Here is a 15,988-nt window from a genome sequence, read left to right on the forward strand (position 1 = left end):
ATCTCGTGCATTTGGCGCCTGCCTGCGTTAGGGGCATGGCGAATGACGCCTACCACACCTTTGCTTTCCAGTGTCCCACCCGGCCTTGCGGTCGCTGCCGGCGGCGCGCTCGGCGCGTGGCTGCGCTACCAGACTGGTCGCCTTTATCTTGCCGCCATCGGGCCAGTCGCCGCGAGCGCTTTCCCCTGGGCAACGCTCACCGTCAACGTATTGGGCAGCGCCGCGATGGGGCTTCTTGCAGGCTGGCTTGCTCGGCATGGCAGCGGAGGCGAGCAGTGGCGGCTGCTGCTCGGCGTCGGCGTGCTGGGCGGCTACACCACGTTTTCCTCCTTCGCGCTGGAGTTCGCGCTATTTGTTGAACGCGGGCAGCTGGGGCTGGCGGCGGCCTATGTGGCTGCATCGCTGGTGGCAGGTTTTGCCGCGCTGTTTGCCGGGCTCTGGCTGATGCGGGTGGCGGCATGAGCGGCCCCGACGCATCGGACGACGTCCGCCAGTTCACCGTCACCAAAGATGACGACGGCGTGCGGCTCGACCGCTGGTTCAAACGCAATTTGCCTGCGGTCGGCTTCGCCACAGTCTCGCGCTGGGCGCGCACCGGACAGCTGCGCGTCGATGGCAAACGCGCCGATGTCGATACGCGGCTGGAGAAGGGCCAGGTCCTGCGCGTTCCGCCGGGTGGCTCCGCGCCTGCCGGGATCAAGGGCACGCGGCCGAAGAAACCGTTGACAGAGGAGCAGCTTGCGCTGGCCGAGAGCATGGTGCTGACCAAGGACCGCGCCGCGATCGTGCTGAACAAACCGCCCGGCCTCGCCACGCAAGGCGGCAGCGGCACGCATGAGCATGTCGACGGCCTGCTCGATGCCTATGCCGAGGAGAAGGGTCCGCGCCCGCGTCTCGTCCACCGGCTCGACAAGGACACCTCGGGCGTCCTCCTCATCGCCCGCACCCCGGGCAGCGCTGCGTTCTTTTCGAAGCGCTTTTCCGGTCGCAGCGCACGCAAGATCTACTGGGCACTGGTAACCGGCGTGCCGGATGTGAAGGACGGCCTGATCGAACTGCCGCTCGCCAAGCAGCCGGGCACCGGCGGCGAGAAGATGATGGTCGATGAGACCGAGCACGGCCAATCCGCCCGCACCCGCTACCGCGTGATCGGCCGCGCGGGAAATGCCGCGTGCTGGGTGGAACTTCAGCCGCTGACGGGGCGCACACACCAGCTGCGCGTCCATATGGCGGCGATCGGGCATCCCATCGTCGGCGACGGCAAGTATGGCGGGCAGGCCGCGTTTCTGACCGGTTCGATCAGCCGCAAGATGCACCTCCATGCGCGCCGCCTCAGGATCGAGCATCCCGAAGGCGACCTTCTCGATGTGACCGCGCCGCTGCCCGAGCACTTTGCTGCGAGCATGGCGCAACTGGGCTTCGAGGAAGCAGATGGCGACCTGCCGCTCGAACCGGTCAAGCTGGTGCCGGACAAGGTGATCGAGAAACGCGCCGCCAAGGCCCACGCCAAGGAATACCGCAAGGAACGCCGGGGCGAGCGCCGCAAGCGCGCCGATGCGCCGCCGTCCGGTCGCAGCGCGCCGAAGCCGCGCGGGGGTGTCAAGAAGGGCGTTGGCAGCAAGCCGACCGCGCCCAAGGCAGCGCCGAAGCGCGGTGCACCGCCGCGCCGGGGGCCCAAGGCCTGATGCATCCCAATCCCGCCTTCCGCAGCGATGACCGCGCGCTTTACGCCGCGCTGATCGAGGAGACCGGCTTCGGCATGGTCTTCCTGACCACACCGGACGGCCCACGCGTGGCGCACGTGCCGCTGCTGCTGACGGATGCGGGAACGCTGCGGTTCCACCTCGCGCTCGGCAATGCGCTGACACGCCATCTCGATGGAGCGCGGGCGCTGGCGGTGGTCAACGGGCCGGACGGCTATATTTCGGCACGCTGGTACAGCGATCCCGATCAGGTGCCGACGTGGAACTACCTCGCGCTCGAAATGGAAGGCCCGGTCCGGCGCATGGACCGCGATGGGCTGCATGCATTGCTGGAAGACGTTTCGGTGCATCACGAGGCGCGGGTGAGCGAAGGCACGCCGTGGACCATGGACAAGATGGCCCGGATCAAGCGCGACCGCATGATGGACATGATCGTCGGCTTCGAGTTGACGGTCGAGGCTTGGCGGCCCACCCTGAAGCTTTCGCAGAACAAGCCGGCCGAGGAGCGCAATCGCGTGATCGAAGGTCTCAAGGGCGAAGGCAAGCTCGCGCTCGCAGCGCTGATGGAGCAGTTCGGGAAATGAGCTTGCGGCTGGCCATCTTCGATTGCGACGGCACCCTGGTCGATAGCCAGGCCGATATCTGCGCGGCGATGGATGCGGCGTTCGAGGCCGCTGGGCTCGTCCCGCCGGACCGCAATGCCACGCGCCGCGTGGTCGGCCTTTCGCTGCCCGAGGCAATGCGCCGCCTGCGGCCCGATGGAACGGCGGACGACCATTCGATGCTTGCGCAGCTCTACCGCGACGCGTTCCGTGAGCGGCGCATGGCGGGGCAAGTGGCCGAACCGCTCTACGAAGGCATTGCCGCCCTGATCGAGGAACTGGCAGGCGCGGGCTGGCTGCTCGGCGTCGCCACCGGCAAGAGCGACCGAGGCCTTGCCCACTGCCTCGAAACGCATGGTCTGGCCGGGCACTTCATCACCTTGCAGACGGCGGACCGGCACCCCTCCAAGCCGCACCCCAGCATGATCGAGGCTTGCCTTGCAGAAAGCGGTGCGAGCCCGAGCGAGACCGCGATGATCGGCGATACCGCATTCGACATGTCCATGGCGGTCAACGCCGGGGTCCGCGCCATCGGCGTCGACTGGGGCTATCACCACCCGCGCGAATTGGTGGAAGCGGGGGCAGAGGCGGTGGCCGGGTCGATCGCCGAACTGCGCCTGCTCCTGAAGGGCATGGAATGAACACCTCTCCGGAGCGCGATCCCGCCGCGGCGCGCTTTGCCGTCCTTCAGATGGTGCGTCTGTCCGGCGCGCTGCTGGCGCTTGGCGGGGTGCTGATCATCACCGGCAAAGTCGCGTGGCTGCCAAGGCTGCCCGAAGCGGCAGGTTATGTGCTGATCGCGGCAGGACTAGTCGACTTTTTCGTCGTCCCGCTCTTGCTCGCGAGGCGCTGGAAAAGTCGTCCATGAAGCGTTTCTACAAGGCTGTTACCGTTGCTGTCGAAGGCAGCGGCTTCAGGGTCATGCTCGATGGCCGGGGCCTGCGTACGGTCGGCGGTGCGCCGCAGATCGTGCCGACGGCGCCGCTGGCCGAAGCGATGGCGGCAGAGTGGTCCGGACAAGGCGAGGAGATCGATCCCGCCCGCTTCGTGTTCCGCGACTTGGCGGATTACGCCATCGACGTGGTGACGCCCGGCAAGGCGGCGGTGGTGGACGAACTGATCCCCTACGCCGAGACCGACACCCTGTGCTACCGCGCCGAACCGGACGAAGCGCTCGGCATCCGCCAGCGCGCGGTGTGGGATCCGCTGCTGACCGCCGCGGAGGCGCGATGGGATATACGCTTCGTGCGCGTGGCCGGGATCATGCACCGCCCGCAGCCCGAGGAAACGGTGGCCCGCCTGCGCGAAGACCTCGCCACGCGCGACGGCTTCACGCTGGCGGCAGTGAAGAACACCGCATCGCTCGCTGCCTCGCTGGTGCTCGGGCTGATGGCGGTGGAACCCGGGGCCGATGTAGACGCGCTATGGGATGCGGCCAATCTTGAGGAAGACTGGCAGGTCGAGCTCTGGGGCAAGGACGCCGAAGCGCAGGACCGCCGCGCGCGCCGGCATGCAGCCTTTGCCGCGGCGGCGAAGTTTGCAGTGCTGGCGCGGGTTTAGCCCACCCAGTCTGCGATCTCGCCCGCCACTTTGTTGGCCGCTTTGTTGAGAGCCGGGCCAATCTCGTTCGGCGAGGGATCGACACCGCGCACGGTGCTTTCAAAGCGCCGCGTCTCGATCTTGCCGCCTGCCAGCCACTTCATCGCATCGAAGCGCACAACGGCTGAACGCGTCTGCGCATCGAACCCCATCGCCAGCAGTTGCCCGCCGATGCGCGTGCCGGTGGTGGCGCGGTCGGTCTCGACCACCAGCCCCTTGCCGCGTGCACGCAGCGTGTCGGCGAGCAGGTGCTGGAAGGCGCGGCTGGGGCGCTCCACCCACTGCGTGCCGCGGATATAGGCGACGTTGGAAGCATCGATCTGCACCGGAATACGCAGCACCGAGATCGATGCCGCGGCCGAAGGTTCGAGCACCACCGTCGCTTCGCTCAAGGTGCCGCTGCTGGTCGCGCCTGCAGTCGGCGCCGCGTCCGGCGTCAGCGTGAGGAAAGTGCCGGGCGGCTTCGCCCCGATCCGCACACAACCGGAGAGCGCCGCCAGCAGCGCGAGCGACAGGGCAAAAGTTCGGGTCATGCGGGCGCTCATGGCTTGTAGTCCGGCAGTTTGGGGCTTCCCACGACGCTGCCGATGCCGCGATCGTTGATCGTGTCGGTCATCTGGCGGATCGAGCGCGAAGTGGCCTCGATATCGCGCAGCGCCGCTTCGAAGGCGGGCAGTGTGCGGTCGTTGAACTGCTTCGCGGCGGGCTTGGTCTCGTTCATCGTCGCCTGCAGCGAATCCGCCGCCGCCTGCGCCGACTTGAGCGTGGCGCGCAACTGCTTCGTCAGCCCGTTCGAGGGATCATTGATCGAGGAATCGGTCGAGGCCGCCAGCTTGTCGACGGTCGCGAGCGTGGTGGTCGCCTGCTTCAAGGTCAGTTGCAGCTCGGTCAGCGACTTCTTCACCTCGGGCGAGGCATTGGCGAGGTTGCCGGTCAGCTGGTCGGTATGCGCTAGGATATTGGCGAAGGCCTTCTGGTTCTGGTCTGAGAGCACCAGCGTCAGCCGCTCGGTCAGGGTGGCGAGGCGTTCGAGCAGGAGCGGGGTGGTCGAGAGGATCTCGCCCAGACCGCTGCGCTTGGTCGGGATCACCGGCGCACCTGCAGGACCGGGCTCGTCGATCTCGGGCGCATCCTTGATCGCGCCGGTCAGCTGGATGGTCGACACGCCGGTGAAGCTGCCCTGCAGGCTGGCGGTGGTGCCCTGCAGCAGCTTCACCTTGCGATCGACCTTGATCCGCACGCGCACGAAGCTGGGGTCTTTCTCCCACAGCGCGATGTCCTTCACCTGCCCCACCGGCACGCCGGAATAGGAGACTTCCGAGCCCTTCGCGACGCCGTCGACCGACTGCTTGAAGAAGATGTCATAGTCCTTCTGCTCGTGCTGGCTCAGCCGCGCGATCCAGATCAGCAGCGCCGCGAGTCCCGCCAGCAGCAGCAGGGTGACGATCCCCACCCAGATATGATTGGCGCGCGTTTCCATCGGCTATCCCTATGCCTCCTGCCCAGCGGTGCCAAGGGCAGCGTTGCGCTCGTTTGCCGCCATGGCGGCGCGGCCGCGCGGGCCGTTGAAGTACGAAGTGATCCACGGGTGATCGGTGGCGATCAGTTCGGGGATCGTGCCCACCGCGATCACGCGCTTGTCCGCGATCACCGCCACCCGGTCGCAGATCTCGTAGAGCGTATCGAGATCGTGGGTAATCAGGAACACGGTGAGGCCAAGCGTCTGCTGCAGGCTGCGGATCAGCTGGTCGAACCCCGCCGCCCCGATGGGATCGAGGCCGGCGGTCGGCTCGTCGAGGAACAGCAGTTCCGGATCGAGCGCGAGGGCGCGGGCGAGACCGGCGCGCTTTTTCATGCCGCCCGAAAGCTCGCTGGGATACTTGCTGGTCGCTTCCGCCGGGAGGCCCGACAGGAGCACCTTGTAACGCGCGATTTCGTGGCGCAGGTCGTCGGTGATCTCCGGGTAGAACTCGCGCAGCGGCACCTCGACGTTCTCCGCCACGGTCAGCGTCGAGAACAATGCACCGCCCTGGAACAGGATGCCCCAGCGGCAGCGGATATCGATATCGTCGTCATCGCGCGCATCGGTGATCGGGCTGCCGAGCACTTCGATCGTGCCTTCCTCGGGGATCTGCAGCCCGATGATCGAGCGCATCAGCACCGACTTGCCTGTGCCCGAGCCGCCGACCACGCCAAGGATCTCGCCGCGCCGCACGTCGAGATCGAGGTTCTCGTGGATCACATGCTCGCCGAACGCGTTCTTGAGGCCGCGCACGCGGATCGGGAACAGGTCGGCTTCGCTCCCCGGCGGAGGCGGCACGGCGCAGGCGGTGAGCAATCCTTCGTCGCTCATCCCCAACCGACCTCCGAGAAGAACACCGCGAAGAACGCATCGAGCACGATCACCATGAAGATCGCCATGACCACCGCCGCTGTCGTGCGCGTGCCGACTTCCTCGGCGTCGCTCTTCACCTGCAGGCCCTGATAGCAGCCCGATGTGGCGACAATCAGGCCGAACACCGGGCCCTTGATGAGGCCGACCCAGACGTCGTGCAGCGGCACGACTTCCTGAATGCGCGCGAGGAAAGTGAAGAAGGGAATGCCGAGCGTGAGCGCAGACAGCGCCGCGCCGCCGACGATGCCGATGGCCGCAGAATAGATGCCCAGCAGCGGCATCATCAGCATGGTAGCGAGCAGGCGCGGGATCACCAGCGCTTCGATGGGCGAAACGCCGATGGTGCGCATCGCATCGATTTCCTCGGTCAGCTTCATCGTGCCGAGCTGCGCGGCGAAGGCCGAGCCCGAGCGGCCTGCGACCATGATCGCCGTCATCAGGATGCCAAGTTCGCGCAAGCTCAGGCGGCCGACGAGGTTCACCGTGTAGATCTCGGCCCCGAACTGGCGGAGCTGCACCGCGCCCTGCTGCGCGATGACGATGCCGACAAGGAAGCTCATCAGGCCGATGATGGCGAGCGCGTTGACGCCCATCAGCTCCATCTGATGCACCAGCGCGCGCAAGCGGAACTTGCCCGGATGGCGGATGAGAACGCCGCTCGCCAGCACGATCTGGCCGAGGAAGCCGAGCACCAGCAGCATGCCGTGGCCGAGTCCGATCATCACACCGCCCACTTGCTGGGGCACGTGCAAATAGAGAGGCAGGCGCGGTGCCTCGACCGGAGCGGTGTTGTCATCGACCGCGCTGATCGCCCCGATCAGCCGCTCCGCTTCAGGCGAGGCGCCGGTGACCGGCGCGCCAAAGCGCTGCGAAAGGCTCCATGCCGTCCACGCGCCAACGGTATCGATGCGGCTGGCGCGGCTGATGTCGATGGCTTTGAACGGACCTTCCAGCGCACGCAGCCGCGAATCCAACGATCCCATTGCCGAAACGGTCAGCGGGCCGGTAAGAACCAGCGCAGCGCCCCCATCGGCATCCGTTTCGGTGACAAAATCGGCCCTTGCCCGCATGATAGGCGTTACATGCGGGAAATCGCCCATGGCCGCAAGCGCAGTCCGGCCCGTTGACGCACTTGCAGCGGTGGGCGCGGGATGGCAAGGCCCGCAGCATCATGACCGAAGCGACGATTGCAGAGCAGGAGGGGGCGGCCGCCCTCGCCAAGACGTTCGAGCCTGCCGGGCTCGAGTCCAAGTGGTATGCCCACTGGGAAGCGAACGGCCTGTTCCGGCCCGAGCGGCCGGATGCCGCGCCCTTCACCATCGTGAACCCGCCGCCGAACGTGACCGGCTCGCTCCATATCGGCCACGCGCTCGACAACACGCTGCAGGACGTGGTGATCCGCTACGAACGCCTGCGCGGCAAGGATGCGCTGTGGGTGGTCGGCACCGACCACGCCGGCATCGCCACACAGATGGTGGTCGAGCGACAGCTGGAAGCACGGCAGGACAAGCGCACCAATTATACGCGCGAGCAGTTCGTGGACAAGGTGTGGGAGTGGAAGGCGGAAAGCGGCGGCACGATCACCAGCCAGTTGCGCCGCCTCGGCTGCTCGATGGACTGGAGCCGCGAGCAGTTCACGATGGACCCGCACTTTACCAAAGCGGTCGTGAAGGTCTTCGTCGATCTCTACAACCGCGGCCTGATCTACCGCGACAAGCGGCTGGTGAACTGGGACCCCAAGCTCAAGACCGCGATTTCGGACCTTGAAGTCGAGTCGCGCGAGGTGAAGGGCCATATGTGGCACTTCAAGTACCCGCTCGCGGGCGGCGAGACCTATACCTACGTCGAGCGTGATGCCGAGGGGAACGTCGTGCTCGAGGAAGAGCGCGACTATATCGCCATTGCAACGACCAGGCCCGAGACCATGCTCGGCGACGGCGCGGTTGCGGTCCATCCCGACGACGCGCGTTATGCCCCCATCGTCGGCAAGCTCTGTGAGATCCCGGTCGGGCCCAAGGAACACCGCCGCCTGATCCCGATCATCACCGACGAATATCCCGATCCGACATTCGGTTCGGGCGCGGTGAAGATCACCGGCGCGCATGACGAGAACGACTTCGGCGTCGCCCAGCGCAACGGCATCCCGATGTACCGCCTGATGGACGAGACCGCGACGATGCGCACCGACGGCGCGCCTTATGCAGAAGCGGCCGCGCGCGCGAAGGCGATTGCGGGCGGTGAGAAGGCGAGCGCCAGCGAGATCGACGCGCTCAACCTCGTCCCCGAGGCCTATCGCGGACTGGACCGCTACGAAGCGCGCAAGAAGGTCGTGGCGGACATCGACGCCGACGGACTGATGATCAAGGTCGAGGACAAGATCATCATGCAGCCCTTCGGCGACCGCGGCGGCGTGGTGATCGAGCCGATGCTGACCGATCAGTGGTATGTGAATGCGGCGGAATTGGCCAAGGCGCCAATCGCAGCGGTGCGTTCGGGCGCGATCGAGATCGTGCCGAAGACCTGGGAGAAGACCTTCTTCAACTGGATGGAGAACATCCAGCCTTGGTGCGTTTCCCGCCAGCTGTGGTGGGGACACCGCATTCCGGCGTGGTATGGCTCGGACGGCAAATGCTACGTGGCCGAGAGCGAGGCAGAAGCGCAGGCCAAGGCCGGTGCGGACGTCACACTGAGCCGCGACGAGGATGTGCTCGATACGTGGTTCTCGTCCGCACTCTGGCCCTTCGCCACGCTCGGCTGGCCGGAGGCAGATGCGCCGCTGGTCGCGAAGCATTACCCCAACGACCTGCTCATTTCGGGCTTCGACATCCTGTTCTTCTGGGATGCGCGGATGATGATGATGGGTCAGGCGATGACAGGGCAGAACCCGTGGAAGCGGCTCTATCTGCACGGGCTGGTGCGCGCGGCGGACGGGCAGAAGATGTCCAAGTCCAAGGGTAACGTGGTCGATCCGCTGGGCCTGATCGACAAGTATGGCGCTGATGCGCTGCGCTTCTTCATGTGCGCCATGGAAAGCCAGGGCCGCGACGTGAAGATGGATGAGCGCCGCGTCGAGGGCTACCGGAACTTCGCCACCAAGCTTTGGAACGCCGCGCGTTTCTGCATGGCGAACGGCATCACCGGAAGCACGTCGGTCAGCGCGCCCGCCGCCAACAGCGCCGTCAACCGCTGGATCATCGGCGAAGTGGTCGAAACCGTCGCCGCACTCGATCAGGCGATGGCGGACCTGCGCTTCGACGCCGCCGCCAACGCGATCTATCACTTCGTGTGGGACCAGTTCTGCGATTGGTATATCGAGCTGATCAAGGGTTCGTTCGACGACGAGACGCGCGCTGTCGCGGGCTGGGTGCTCGACCAGATCCTCGTCATGCTCCACCCCTTCATGCCCTTCGTGACCGAGGAACTGTGGCATGCGCTGGGCGCGCGTTCAGCGGAGCTGATCGTTGCGGAATGGCCTGCCCCGCAGGCGGGCGTTGACGCGGCGGCCAAGGCGGAGGTGGAATGGCTGATCGCTCTGGTTTCCAACTTGCGCGGAGCCAAGAACGAACTCGGCATCGCCCCGGGTGCGCGGCTTGAAGCCTATCTGCCCGAACCGAGCGCTGCGACGCGCGCGATCATCGAGGCCAATCCCGCCGCGATCGAGCGGCTTGCCCGCCTCAGCGCGATTCACTTCGCACCGGCCCCAGCGGGCGCCGCCATGCAGATCGGTGCGGGCGATGCGAGCCTGATCGTCCCGCTCGAAGGCGTGATCGACATCGCCGCCGAAAAGGCCCGCCTCGAAAAGGCGCTCGCCGCTTCCGAGAAGGAAGCCAAGTCGCTCGAAGGCCGCCTGTCCAACCCGGCATTCGCCGAGAAGGCCAAGCCCGAAGCGGTCGAGAAGGCCCGCGCCGACCATGCCCACCACCGCGCCGAGGCAACCCGCCTTGCCGCCGCGCTGGCGCGTCTGGGATGAGCCTCACGCTCGCCACGACCACGCCCGGCGAGCCGGAGATCTTCCCCTCGCTGCAAGGGGAAGGCCCCTCGATCGGTCGGCCGTGCGTGTTCGTGCGCCTCTCGCGCTGCAACCTCGCCTGCAAATGGTGCGACACGGCCTATACTTGGCGCTTTACCGGCGATATCCGCCCGCACCGCGACGATGTGACCTTCGAGCGCATGGAGAACCAGATCACGCTCGAAGTGCGCGAAGTCGCCATGCGCATTCTGGCACTGCGGCCCACACGGCTGGTGATCACCGGGGGCGAGCCGCTGCTGCAGGCGCCCTCGCTGGCAAAGCTGATCCCGATGCTGAAGGAAGCGGTCCCCGCGCTCGAAGTCGAGATCGAGACCAATGGCAGCGTCCCGCCGCCGCATGCGATCACGCAGCTGGTCGATCAGTTCAACGTCAGCCCCAAGCTCTCGCATTCGGGCAATGCCGAAGACCTGGCGCTCGTCCCCGAGCTGCTGCGCGATTGGGCAGCGAACCCCAAGGCGTGGTTCAAGTTCGTCGTGGCCGACATCGACGACCTCAATGAAGTCGCCGAACTGCAGGCGCTCTACCGCATCCCGGCGGAGCGCCTGTTCGTGATGCCGGAGGGGACCGCAAGCGAAACCCTGCGCGAGCGGTCAAAGTGGCTGGCAGGCGCCGCGCTCACGCATGGCTGGCGTTTCACGGACCGGCTGCACATCCACCTCTACGGCGATACGCGCGGGACCTGATCACCCTGCGCCCGCTCATGCTGAGCTTGGCGAAGCATCCCGCGCGACGGGGGTGTCAGCACCCTTCGACAAGCTCAGGGTGAGCGGGGTTGTGATGTGACCGGATCAAGCAGTTGGGTTCCAGCTCAGAACGGGATATCGTCGTCGAGATCGTCGCCGAAGCCGCCGGCGGGCGAGCCGCCACCGCCCTGATTCCAGCCGCCAATTGACGAGCCGCCGCCCGAACGGCCGCCGCCGCTGGAGCCGCCCCCGGAGCCACCTTCATTCCAGCCGCCGCCCGAGCGCTGGCCGCCGCCACCGCCCATGCCGCCGCCGCCTTGTGCGCCGTCGAGCATGGTGAGGTTGCCGTTCGGGCCGACCGAGATTTCGGTGGTGTAGCGATCGTTGCCGGACTGGTCCTGCCACTTGCGGGTGCGCAGCTGGCCTTCGATGTAGACCTTGCTGCCCTTCTTCAGATAGCGCTCAGCCACGCCGACAAGACCGTCCGACTGGAGAACGACGCTGTGCCACTCGGTGCGCTCCTTGCGCTCGCCGGTCGCGCGGTCCTTCCAGCTTTCCGACGTGGCGATGCGCAAGTTGGCAATGCGCCCGCCGTTCTGGAAGCTCTTCACCTCGGGATCCTGCCCCAGATTGCCGACCAGAATGACCTTGTTGACGCTGCCTGCCATTGATTCGCGCTTTCTGTACCGTTTGAGGCCCTGACCTAGACCTTGGTGCAGATCAGAGCGAGTCTGACCGCATCCGTTTCCACAGCATCAGCCCAAGACTCAGCCGAGCCCGAAGGCGACCGCGGTCCAGTAGGTCACCCCCGCCGCCACGTAGGCAAGGCCGAACAGGTAGGCGAGCATGAAGGCGGGCCAGGTCCAGCCATTGGTCTCGCGCCGGGTCACCGCAATGGTCGACATGCACTGCGGTGCGAAGACAAACCACGCGAGGAAAGCGAGGGCAGTAGCGAGGCTCCAGTGCGTCTTGACCTGCTCGCCCAATGCCTGCCCCTGCGCGGCATCGTCGCTCTGGCCCACGGCATAGGTCGTTGCCAACGCGCTGACGGCCACTTCGCGCGCTGCCATCGCCGGGATCAGCGCCAGCGCGATATCGCGGTTGAAGCCGATCGGCTCGATCACCACGGCAAGGCCATTGGCGATGTGCCCCGCGATCGAGGCGTTGACCTGATCCTGCGGGTTTTCCGCGCGCGGCAGGTTTAGCAGCAGCCAGAGCACCACCGTCACGCTCAGGATCATTGTGCCGGCGCGGCGCAGGAACACATAAGCGCGCTGCCACAAGCCGAGCGCGAGGTCCTTCACCGTGGGCAACTGGTACTTGGGCATTTCCATGATGAAGCCCGATGCGGCGCCTTTGGTGACGGTCCGCCGCAGCAGCAACGCCGCGCCCATCGCCCCGAGCACGCCGAAGACATAGAGCCCGAACAGCACGAGGCCCTGCTGCCCGACACCAGGGAAGACCCGTGTGTCAGGCACGAAAGCCGCAATGATCACGGTGTAGACCGGCAGGCGCGCCGAGCAGGTCATCAGCGGGGCGATCAGGATCGTCGTCAGCCGGTCCTTGGGATCGGTGATGCTGCGCGTCGCCATGATCCCCGGCACCGCGCAGGCGAAGCTGGATAGCAGCGGGATGAAGCTGCGACCGGAGAGGCCGACACCCGCCATAGCGCGGTCCATCAGGAAGGCCGCGCGGGCCATGTAGCCGGTCGCTTCCATCGTCAGGATGAAGAAGAACAGGATCAGGATCTGCGGCAGGAACACCACCACGGCGCCGACGCCCGCGATCACACCGTCGGTGAGGAAGTCGCGCAGCAGCGAGGCCGGGAGGGAGCCCCGCACGCCGTCGCCCAGCAGGTCAATGCCCGCCTGAAGCACATCCTTGACCGGTTCAGCCCAGCTGAACACCGCCTGGAACACCACGAAGAGCAGCGCGAGCAGCACCGGCGGGCCGAGCCAAGGGTGGAGGAACACACGGTCAAGCTGCGCATGGATGCGGTGCTGCGCGGTTTCGGAAAGGATGGCGCCATGCGCCATTTGCCGGGCCAGCATCCGCCGCTCGGGCGCGGTGACATGTGGGCGATGCGCGGGGGTTTCATTCGCCGGTGCATCGCGCAGCGCAGCAACGGCGGCAGTCAGTTCGGCAAGGCCGCGCCGCCGCACCGCGACGGTGGGGAAAACCGGGACACCCAGCGCCGAAGACAGCGCGGTCGGATCGATCACCAGCCCGTCGCGTTCGGCCAGATCGACCATGTTGAGCGCGACGACCACGGGCCGGCCAAGCTCGATGATCTCCTGCGCAAAGACAAGGTGCTGCTCGAGGTTCGAAGCATCGAGCACGATCACCAGCACATCGGGCTGCGCCTGCCCTGCCATGCGGCCGAGGATCACGTCGCGGGTGACTTCCTCGTCCGGGCTTGAGGGATTGAGGCTGTAGGAGCCGGGCAGATCGACCAGTTCGACCGGCTCGCCGCTAGGCAGCAGCATGCGGCCCGATTTGCGCTCGACCGTAACGCCGGGATAGTTCGCGATCTTCTGCCGCGCTCCGGTCAGCGCATTGAACAGCGCGCTCTTGCCCGCATTGGGATTGCCGACCAGCGCGGCGATCATTGTCTGGCGGGTCATGCTGCGGCGACTGCCAGCGGTTCGACCTGCATCGCGCGGGCGTGGACGCGGCGCAGCGCGACAGTCATGCGCCCGATTTCGACGGCTATCGGATCACGCGCAAGGAACACGCCGCGATAGGCGAGTCGCACTTCGGCCCCTTCCTCGATCCCCAGCGCGCGCAGGCGCTGCGCCTCCTCCGGCACAAGCGCCCCCCAATCGGCACTCAAGATGCGCGCCGGGGTGCCAAGGGGGAGTTCGTCGAGGGTCACCCCGAGAGCGCTGCCACAGCGCCGGGGTCATTGCAAGTCATTCGCAATAACTGTTTCGACTCAGCGCGCCGGGTAGCGCAACCGGCCGAGCAGGCGCGTCACGCTGAAGGTCTCGTCGCTCGGCTTGGTGAAGCGCGCCTTGGCCTTCTCGAAGCGCATGATGCCGTCGATCCGGCGGGCAAGGAAAGCGCGGGTCTCCTCGCGGTCCTCGCTCTTGTCCTCGGCCATCACGGCCAAGGTCGCAGCATAGATCGATCCGAGAATCGCACGCTTGGTGTAGTGGTTGTAGTCCGTCGCGGTGTCGCCCGCGAGCCGCCACATCGCATCGGCGCTGCGCCAGGCGAGCCTGGTCGCGGCGGGGACATTCCACGGCTTGGCCATCTCGATCAGCGCGCTGCGCAGCGCTTCCTCGCGGCCCGCGATCTGGTCGAGCCGGAAGGTGACCAGCGCGGTGATCCGTTCGCGCACTTTCATGGTCGCGAGATGATCCGCCGGCAGAGCTTGTACCATCGCGCGATCAATGCTGCCCGCCCAGGCGGTGATCATAGCCATCGCCGCCGATTGCCCGCCCTCAGCCTGAAAGGCAAAACGCGCGGCAGCGGGATCGATCCCGGCAATTTCCGCCGCCTCGTTCACAGCCGCTTCGCTCCAGCCCTCGAACGCCGCCGCTTCGGCGATATGCGGAGCGAGCAGCCAGCGCAGGTCCTCGAGCGAGATGTCGGCGGTTGCAGTATCGATCATCTTGGGGTCCGTTCAGAACGAGGGGCCGTAGGTCTTCTTCTGGGGAGCGGAACCGCCCTTGGCGGTGTTGGCGAGTTCGCCCGCGACCGGGCTGTCCTTGCCTTCAAGGGTTGCGTAATCGCGGGCCGAGCGGCCCGAATTGTCAGGACGATCCGGATTGGCCCCGGCCTTCAACAGCGCACGCACCATTGCCAGATCGCGGCGATGCACGGCGGTGATCAGCGGGGTTTCGCCGGTGTTGTTCGGCTCATCCACCTTAGCGCCCGAAGTGAGCAGGAATTCGACCCCTTCGATGAAGCCGAGATTGCAGGCAAGCACCAGCGGCGTCGTCCCCCGTGCGTCGCGCGCGTTGACGTTGGCACCACGCGCGACGAGGAACTGCATCCACGTGAGATCGCGGCGCGCGGTCACGATGTGCAGGCCGCTCTCGCCGGTGGTGACATCGCGGGTGTTGACGATCTGGCTTCCCGGCTCGTTGAGTGCATCAGTGACTTTCTGGCCGTCCTTCTTGCGCACGGCTTCGAGGAACTTGTAGCTCTCGGAGAACTGCGCATGCGCGGGCAGCGCTGCGCCAAGCGTGCCGAGCAGTGCTGCTGCGGCAAACCCGACGCGAATGGTGCGTGCGATCACCGACTTGTCCCTCATCACCAAAGCCCCGTCCCTCTCGATAAAGCGCGCATTCTGCCCGACTTGTGACAGAGTCGCCCCTTGCAAGCCGCTGGTTAGCAGAGCATGAACCGCCGCGCCATGGACCCCATTAGACCTATTCGTACCCGTCTGCGCAGCGCCGTCGCCGCCGGCGCCCTGCTCCTTCTCGCGGCCTGCAGCGGTGCCGCGAGCGAACCACCGCCGCTCGAAGGCGCGGCCATCGGCGGCGATTTCACGCTGGTCGACAAGACGGGCAAGACCGTGCGCGCGGCTGATTTCAAGGGCCGCTACACCACGCTCTATTTCGGCTATTCCTTCTGCCCGGACGTCTGCCCGCTCGACGTGCAGATGCTGATGCAGGGCTACCACAAGTTCGCCAAGGCGCACCCGGATCTCGCGGCGAAAGTCCAGCCGCTGTTCATCACCATCGATCCCGCGCGCGATAAGCCCGAGGTGGTCGGCCAGTTCGCCGCGCACTTCGGCAAGGAACTGATCGGGCTTACCGGCACGGACGCGCAGATCGCGCAAGTCGCCAAGTCCTATGCGGTCTATTACAAGAAGGGTCCGGGCACCGGCCCCAATGACTATCTGATGGACCACAGCCGCGCCGCCTACCTGATGGGTCCGCAGGGCCAGCCCATCGCGTTGCTGCCGGTCGACAAGGACGCGAACGCGGTGGCTGACGAATTCGCGAAATGGGTGCATTGATCCG

General features: G+C 66.4%; 18 protein-coding genes. 9 read left to right on the forward strand and 9 right to left on the reverse strand.

The annotated features are described in order from the left end of the window. Positions 1-42: 42 nt before the first annotated feature. Genes crcB through IP83_RS07655 form a run of 6 tightly spaced genes read left to right on the forward strand, consistent with a single transcriptional unit; the run spans position 43 to position 3,865 of the window. Complete coding sequence (gene crcB, locus IP83_RS07630; protein ID WP_054121619.1) at positions 43-462, forward strand: fluoride efflux transporter CrcB; 420 nt, start codon at positions 43-45, stop codon at positions 460-462. Then, the gene (locus IP83_RS07635; protein ID WP_054121620.1) at positions 459-1,685 is read left to right on the forward strand and encodes an RluA family pseudouridine synthase; all 1,227 of its coding nucleotides are present in this window, start codon (positions 459-461) and stop codon (positions 1,683-1,685) included. The genes crcB and IP83_RS07635 overlap by 4 nt, the downstream gene beginning before the upstream one ends. After that, complete coding sequence (locus IP83_RS07640; protein ID WP_054121621.1) at positions 1,685-2,287, forward strand: FMN-binding negative transcriptional regulator; 603 nt, start codon at positions 1,685-1,687, stop codon at positions 2,285-2,287. Before IP83_RS07635 ends, IP83_RS07640 begins: the two co-directional genes overlap by 1 nt. Further along, positions 2,284-2,946: an HAD-IA family hydrolase gene (locus IP83_RS07645; protein WP_054121622.1), complete on the forward strand. Its 663-nt coding sequence runs from the start codon at positions 2,284-2,286 to the stop codon at positions 2,944-2,946. The genes IP83_RS07640 and IP83_RS07645 overlap by 4 nt, the downstream gene beginning before the upstream one ends. Next, a complete protein-coding gene (locus IP83_RS07650; RefSeq protein ID WP_054121623.1) occupies positions 2,943-3,173 on the forward strand; it encodes a hypothetical protein in 231 nt (76 codons plus the stop codon). The genes IP83_RS07645 and IP83_RS07650 overlap by 4 nt, the downstream gene beginning before the upstream one ends. After that, positions 3,170-3,865, forward strand: a complete 696-nt coding sequence (locus tag IP83_RS07655; protein ID WP_054121624.1) for an ATP12 family chaperone protein — start codon at positions 3,170-3,172, stop codon at positions 3,863-3,865. Before IP83_RS07650 ends, IP83_RS07655 begins: the two co-directional genes overlap by 4 nt. Here the strand turns inward: IP83_RS07655 and IP83_RS07660 are convergent. Genes IP83_RS07660 through IP83_RS07675 form a run of 4 tightly spaced genes read right to left on the reverse strand, consistent with a single transcriptional unit; the run spans position 3,862 to position 7,369 of the window. Then, a complete protein-coding gene (locus IP83_RS07660; protein ID WP_082364581.1) occupies positions 3,862-4,437 on the reverse strand; it encodes an ABC-type transport auxiliary lipoprotein family protein in 576 nt (191 codons plus the stop codon). The genes IP83_RS07655 and IP83_RS07660 overlap by 4 nt on opposite strands. Before the next feature lie 8 nt (positions 4,438-4,445). Continuing rightward, positions 4,446-5,384, reverse strand: coding sequence for an MlaD family protein (locus IP83_RS07665; protein ID WP_054121626.1), 939 nt, complete (start codon positions 5,382-5,384; stop codon positions 4,446-4,448). Positions 5,385-5,393: 9 nt separating this feature from the next. Continuing rightward, positions 5,394-6,257, reverse strand: a complete 864-nt coding sequence (locus tag IP83_RS07670) for an ABC transporter ATP-binding protein (RefSeq protein WP_082364579.1) — start codon at positions 6,255-6,257, stop codon at positions 5,394-5,396. Further along, positions 6,254-7,369: an ABC transporter permease gene (locus IP83_RS07675; protein WP_054121627.1), complete on the reverse strand. Its 1,116-nt coding sequence runs from the start codon at positions 7,367-7,369 to the stop codon at positions 6,254-6,256. The genes IP83_RS07670 and IP83_RS07675 overlap by 4 nt, the downstream gene beginning before the upstream one ends. Before the next feature lie 101 nt (positions 7,370-7,470). Between IP83_RS07675 and IP83_RS07680 the strand changes: the two genes are divergently transcribed. Beyond that, complete coding sequence (locus IP83_RS07680; RefSeq protein WP_082364582.1) at positions 7,471-10,269, forward strand: valine--tRNA ligase; 2,799 nt, start codon at positions 7,471-7,473, stop codon at positions 10,267-10,269. Continuing rightward, the gene (locus IP83_RS07685; RefSeq protein WP_054121628.1) at positions 10,266-11,012 is read left to right on the forward strand and encodes a 7-carboxy-7-deazaguanine synthase QueE; all 747 of its coding nucleotides are present in this window, start codon (positions 10,266-10,268) and stop codon (positions 11,010-11,012) included. The genes IP83_RS07680 and IP83_RS07685 overlap by 4 nt, the downstream gene beginning before the upstream one ends. A 125-nt stretch (positions 11,013-11,137) precedes the next feature. On the opposite strand, the gene ssb is transcribed toward IP83_RS07685, so the two are convergent. The 5 genes from ssb to IP83_RS07710 all read right to left on the reverse strand — a co-directional run bounded on the left by ssb (position 11,138) and on the right by IP83_RS07710 (position 15,273). After that, positions 11,138-11,680 carry a single-stranded DNA-binding protein gene (gene ssb, locus IP83_RS07690; protein WP_054121629.1) on the reverse strand — a complete coding sequence of 181 codons (543 nt, stop codon included), beginning with the start codon at positions 11,678-11,680 and terminating at the stop codon, positions 11,138-11,140. Positions 11,681-11,779: 99 nt separating this feature from the next. Next, positions 11,780-13,636 (reverse strand): ferrous iron transporter B, encoded by a 1,857-nt coding sequence (locus tag IP83_RS07695; protein ID WP_054121630.1) that lies wholly within the window; start codon positions 13,634-13,636, stop codon positions 11,780-11,782. Then, the gene (locus tag IP83_RS07700) at positions 13,633-13,887 is read right to left on the reverse strand and encodes a FeoA family protein (protein ID WP_054121631.1); all 255 of its coding nucleotides are present in this window, start codon (positions 13,885-13,887) and stop codon (positions 13,633-13,635) included. The genes IP83_RS07695 and IP83_RS07700 overlap by 4 nt, the downstream gene beginning before the upstream one ends. A gap of 60 nt (positions 13,888-13,947) precedes the next feature. Continuing rightward, complete coding sequence (locus IP83_RS07705) at positions 13,948-14,628, reverse strand: COQ9 family protein (RefSeq protein WP_054121632.1); 681 nt, start codon at positions 14,626-14,628, stop codon at positions 13,948-13,950. A 12-nt stretch (positions 14,629-14,640) separates the two neighbouring features. Next, positions 14,641-15,273, reverse strand: coding sequence for an ankyrin repeat domain-containing protein (locus tag IP83_RS07710; RefSeq protein WP_054121633.1), 633 nt, complete (start codon positions 15,271-15,273; stop codon positions 14,641-14,643). Between the two features lie 87 nt (positions 15,274-15,360). Here IP83_RS07710 and IP83_RS07715 point away from each other — a divergent pair, with 87 nt between their 5' ends. After that, positions 15,361-15,984, forward strand: a complete 624-nt coding sequence (locus tag IP83_RS07715; protein WP_156309623.1) for an SCO family protein — start codon at positions 15,361-15,363, stop codon at positions 15,982-15,984. Positions 15,985-15,988 lie beyond the last annotated feature (4 nt).

Source organism: Novosphingobium sp. AAP93, from assembly GCF_001296055.1.
In the GTDB taxonomy this organism is placed as follows: Bacteria; Pseudomonadota; Alphaproteobacteria; order Sphingomonadales; family Sphingomonadaceae; genus Novosphingobium.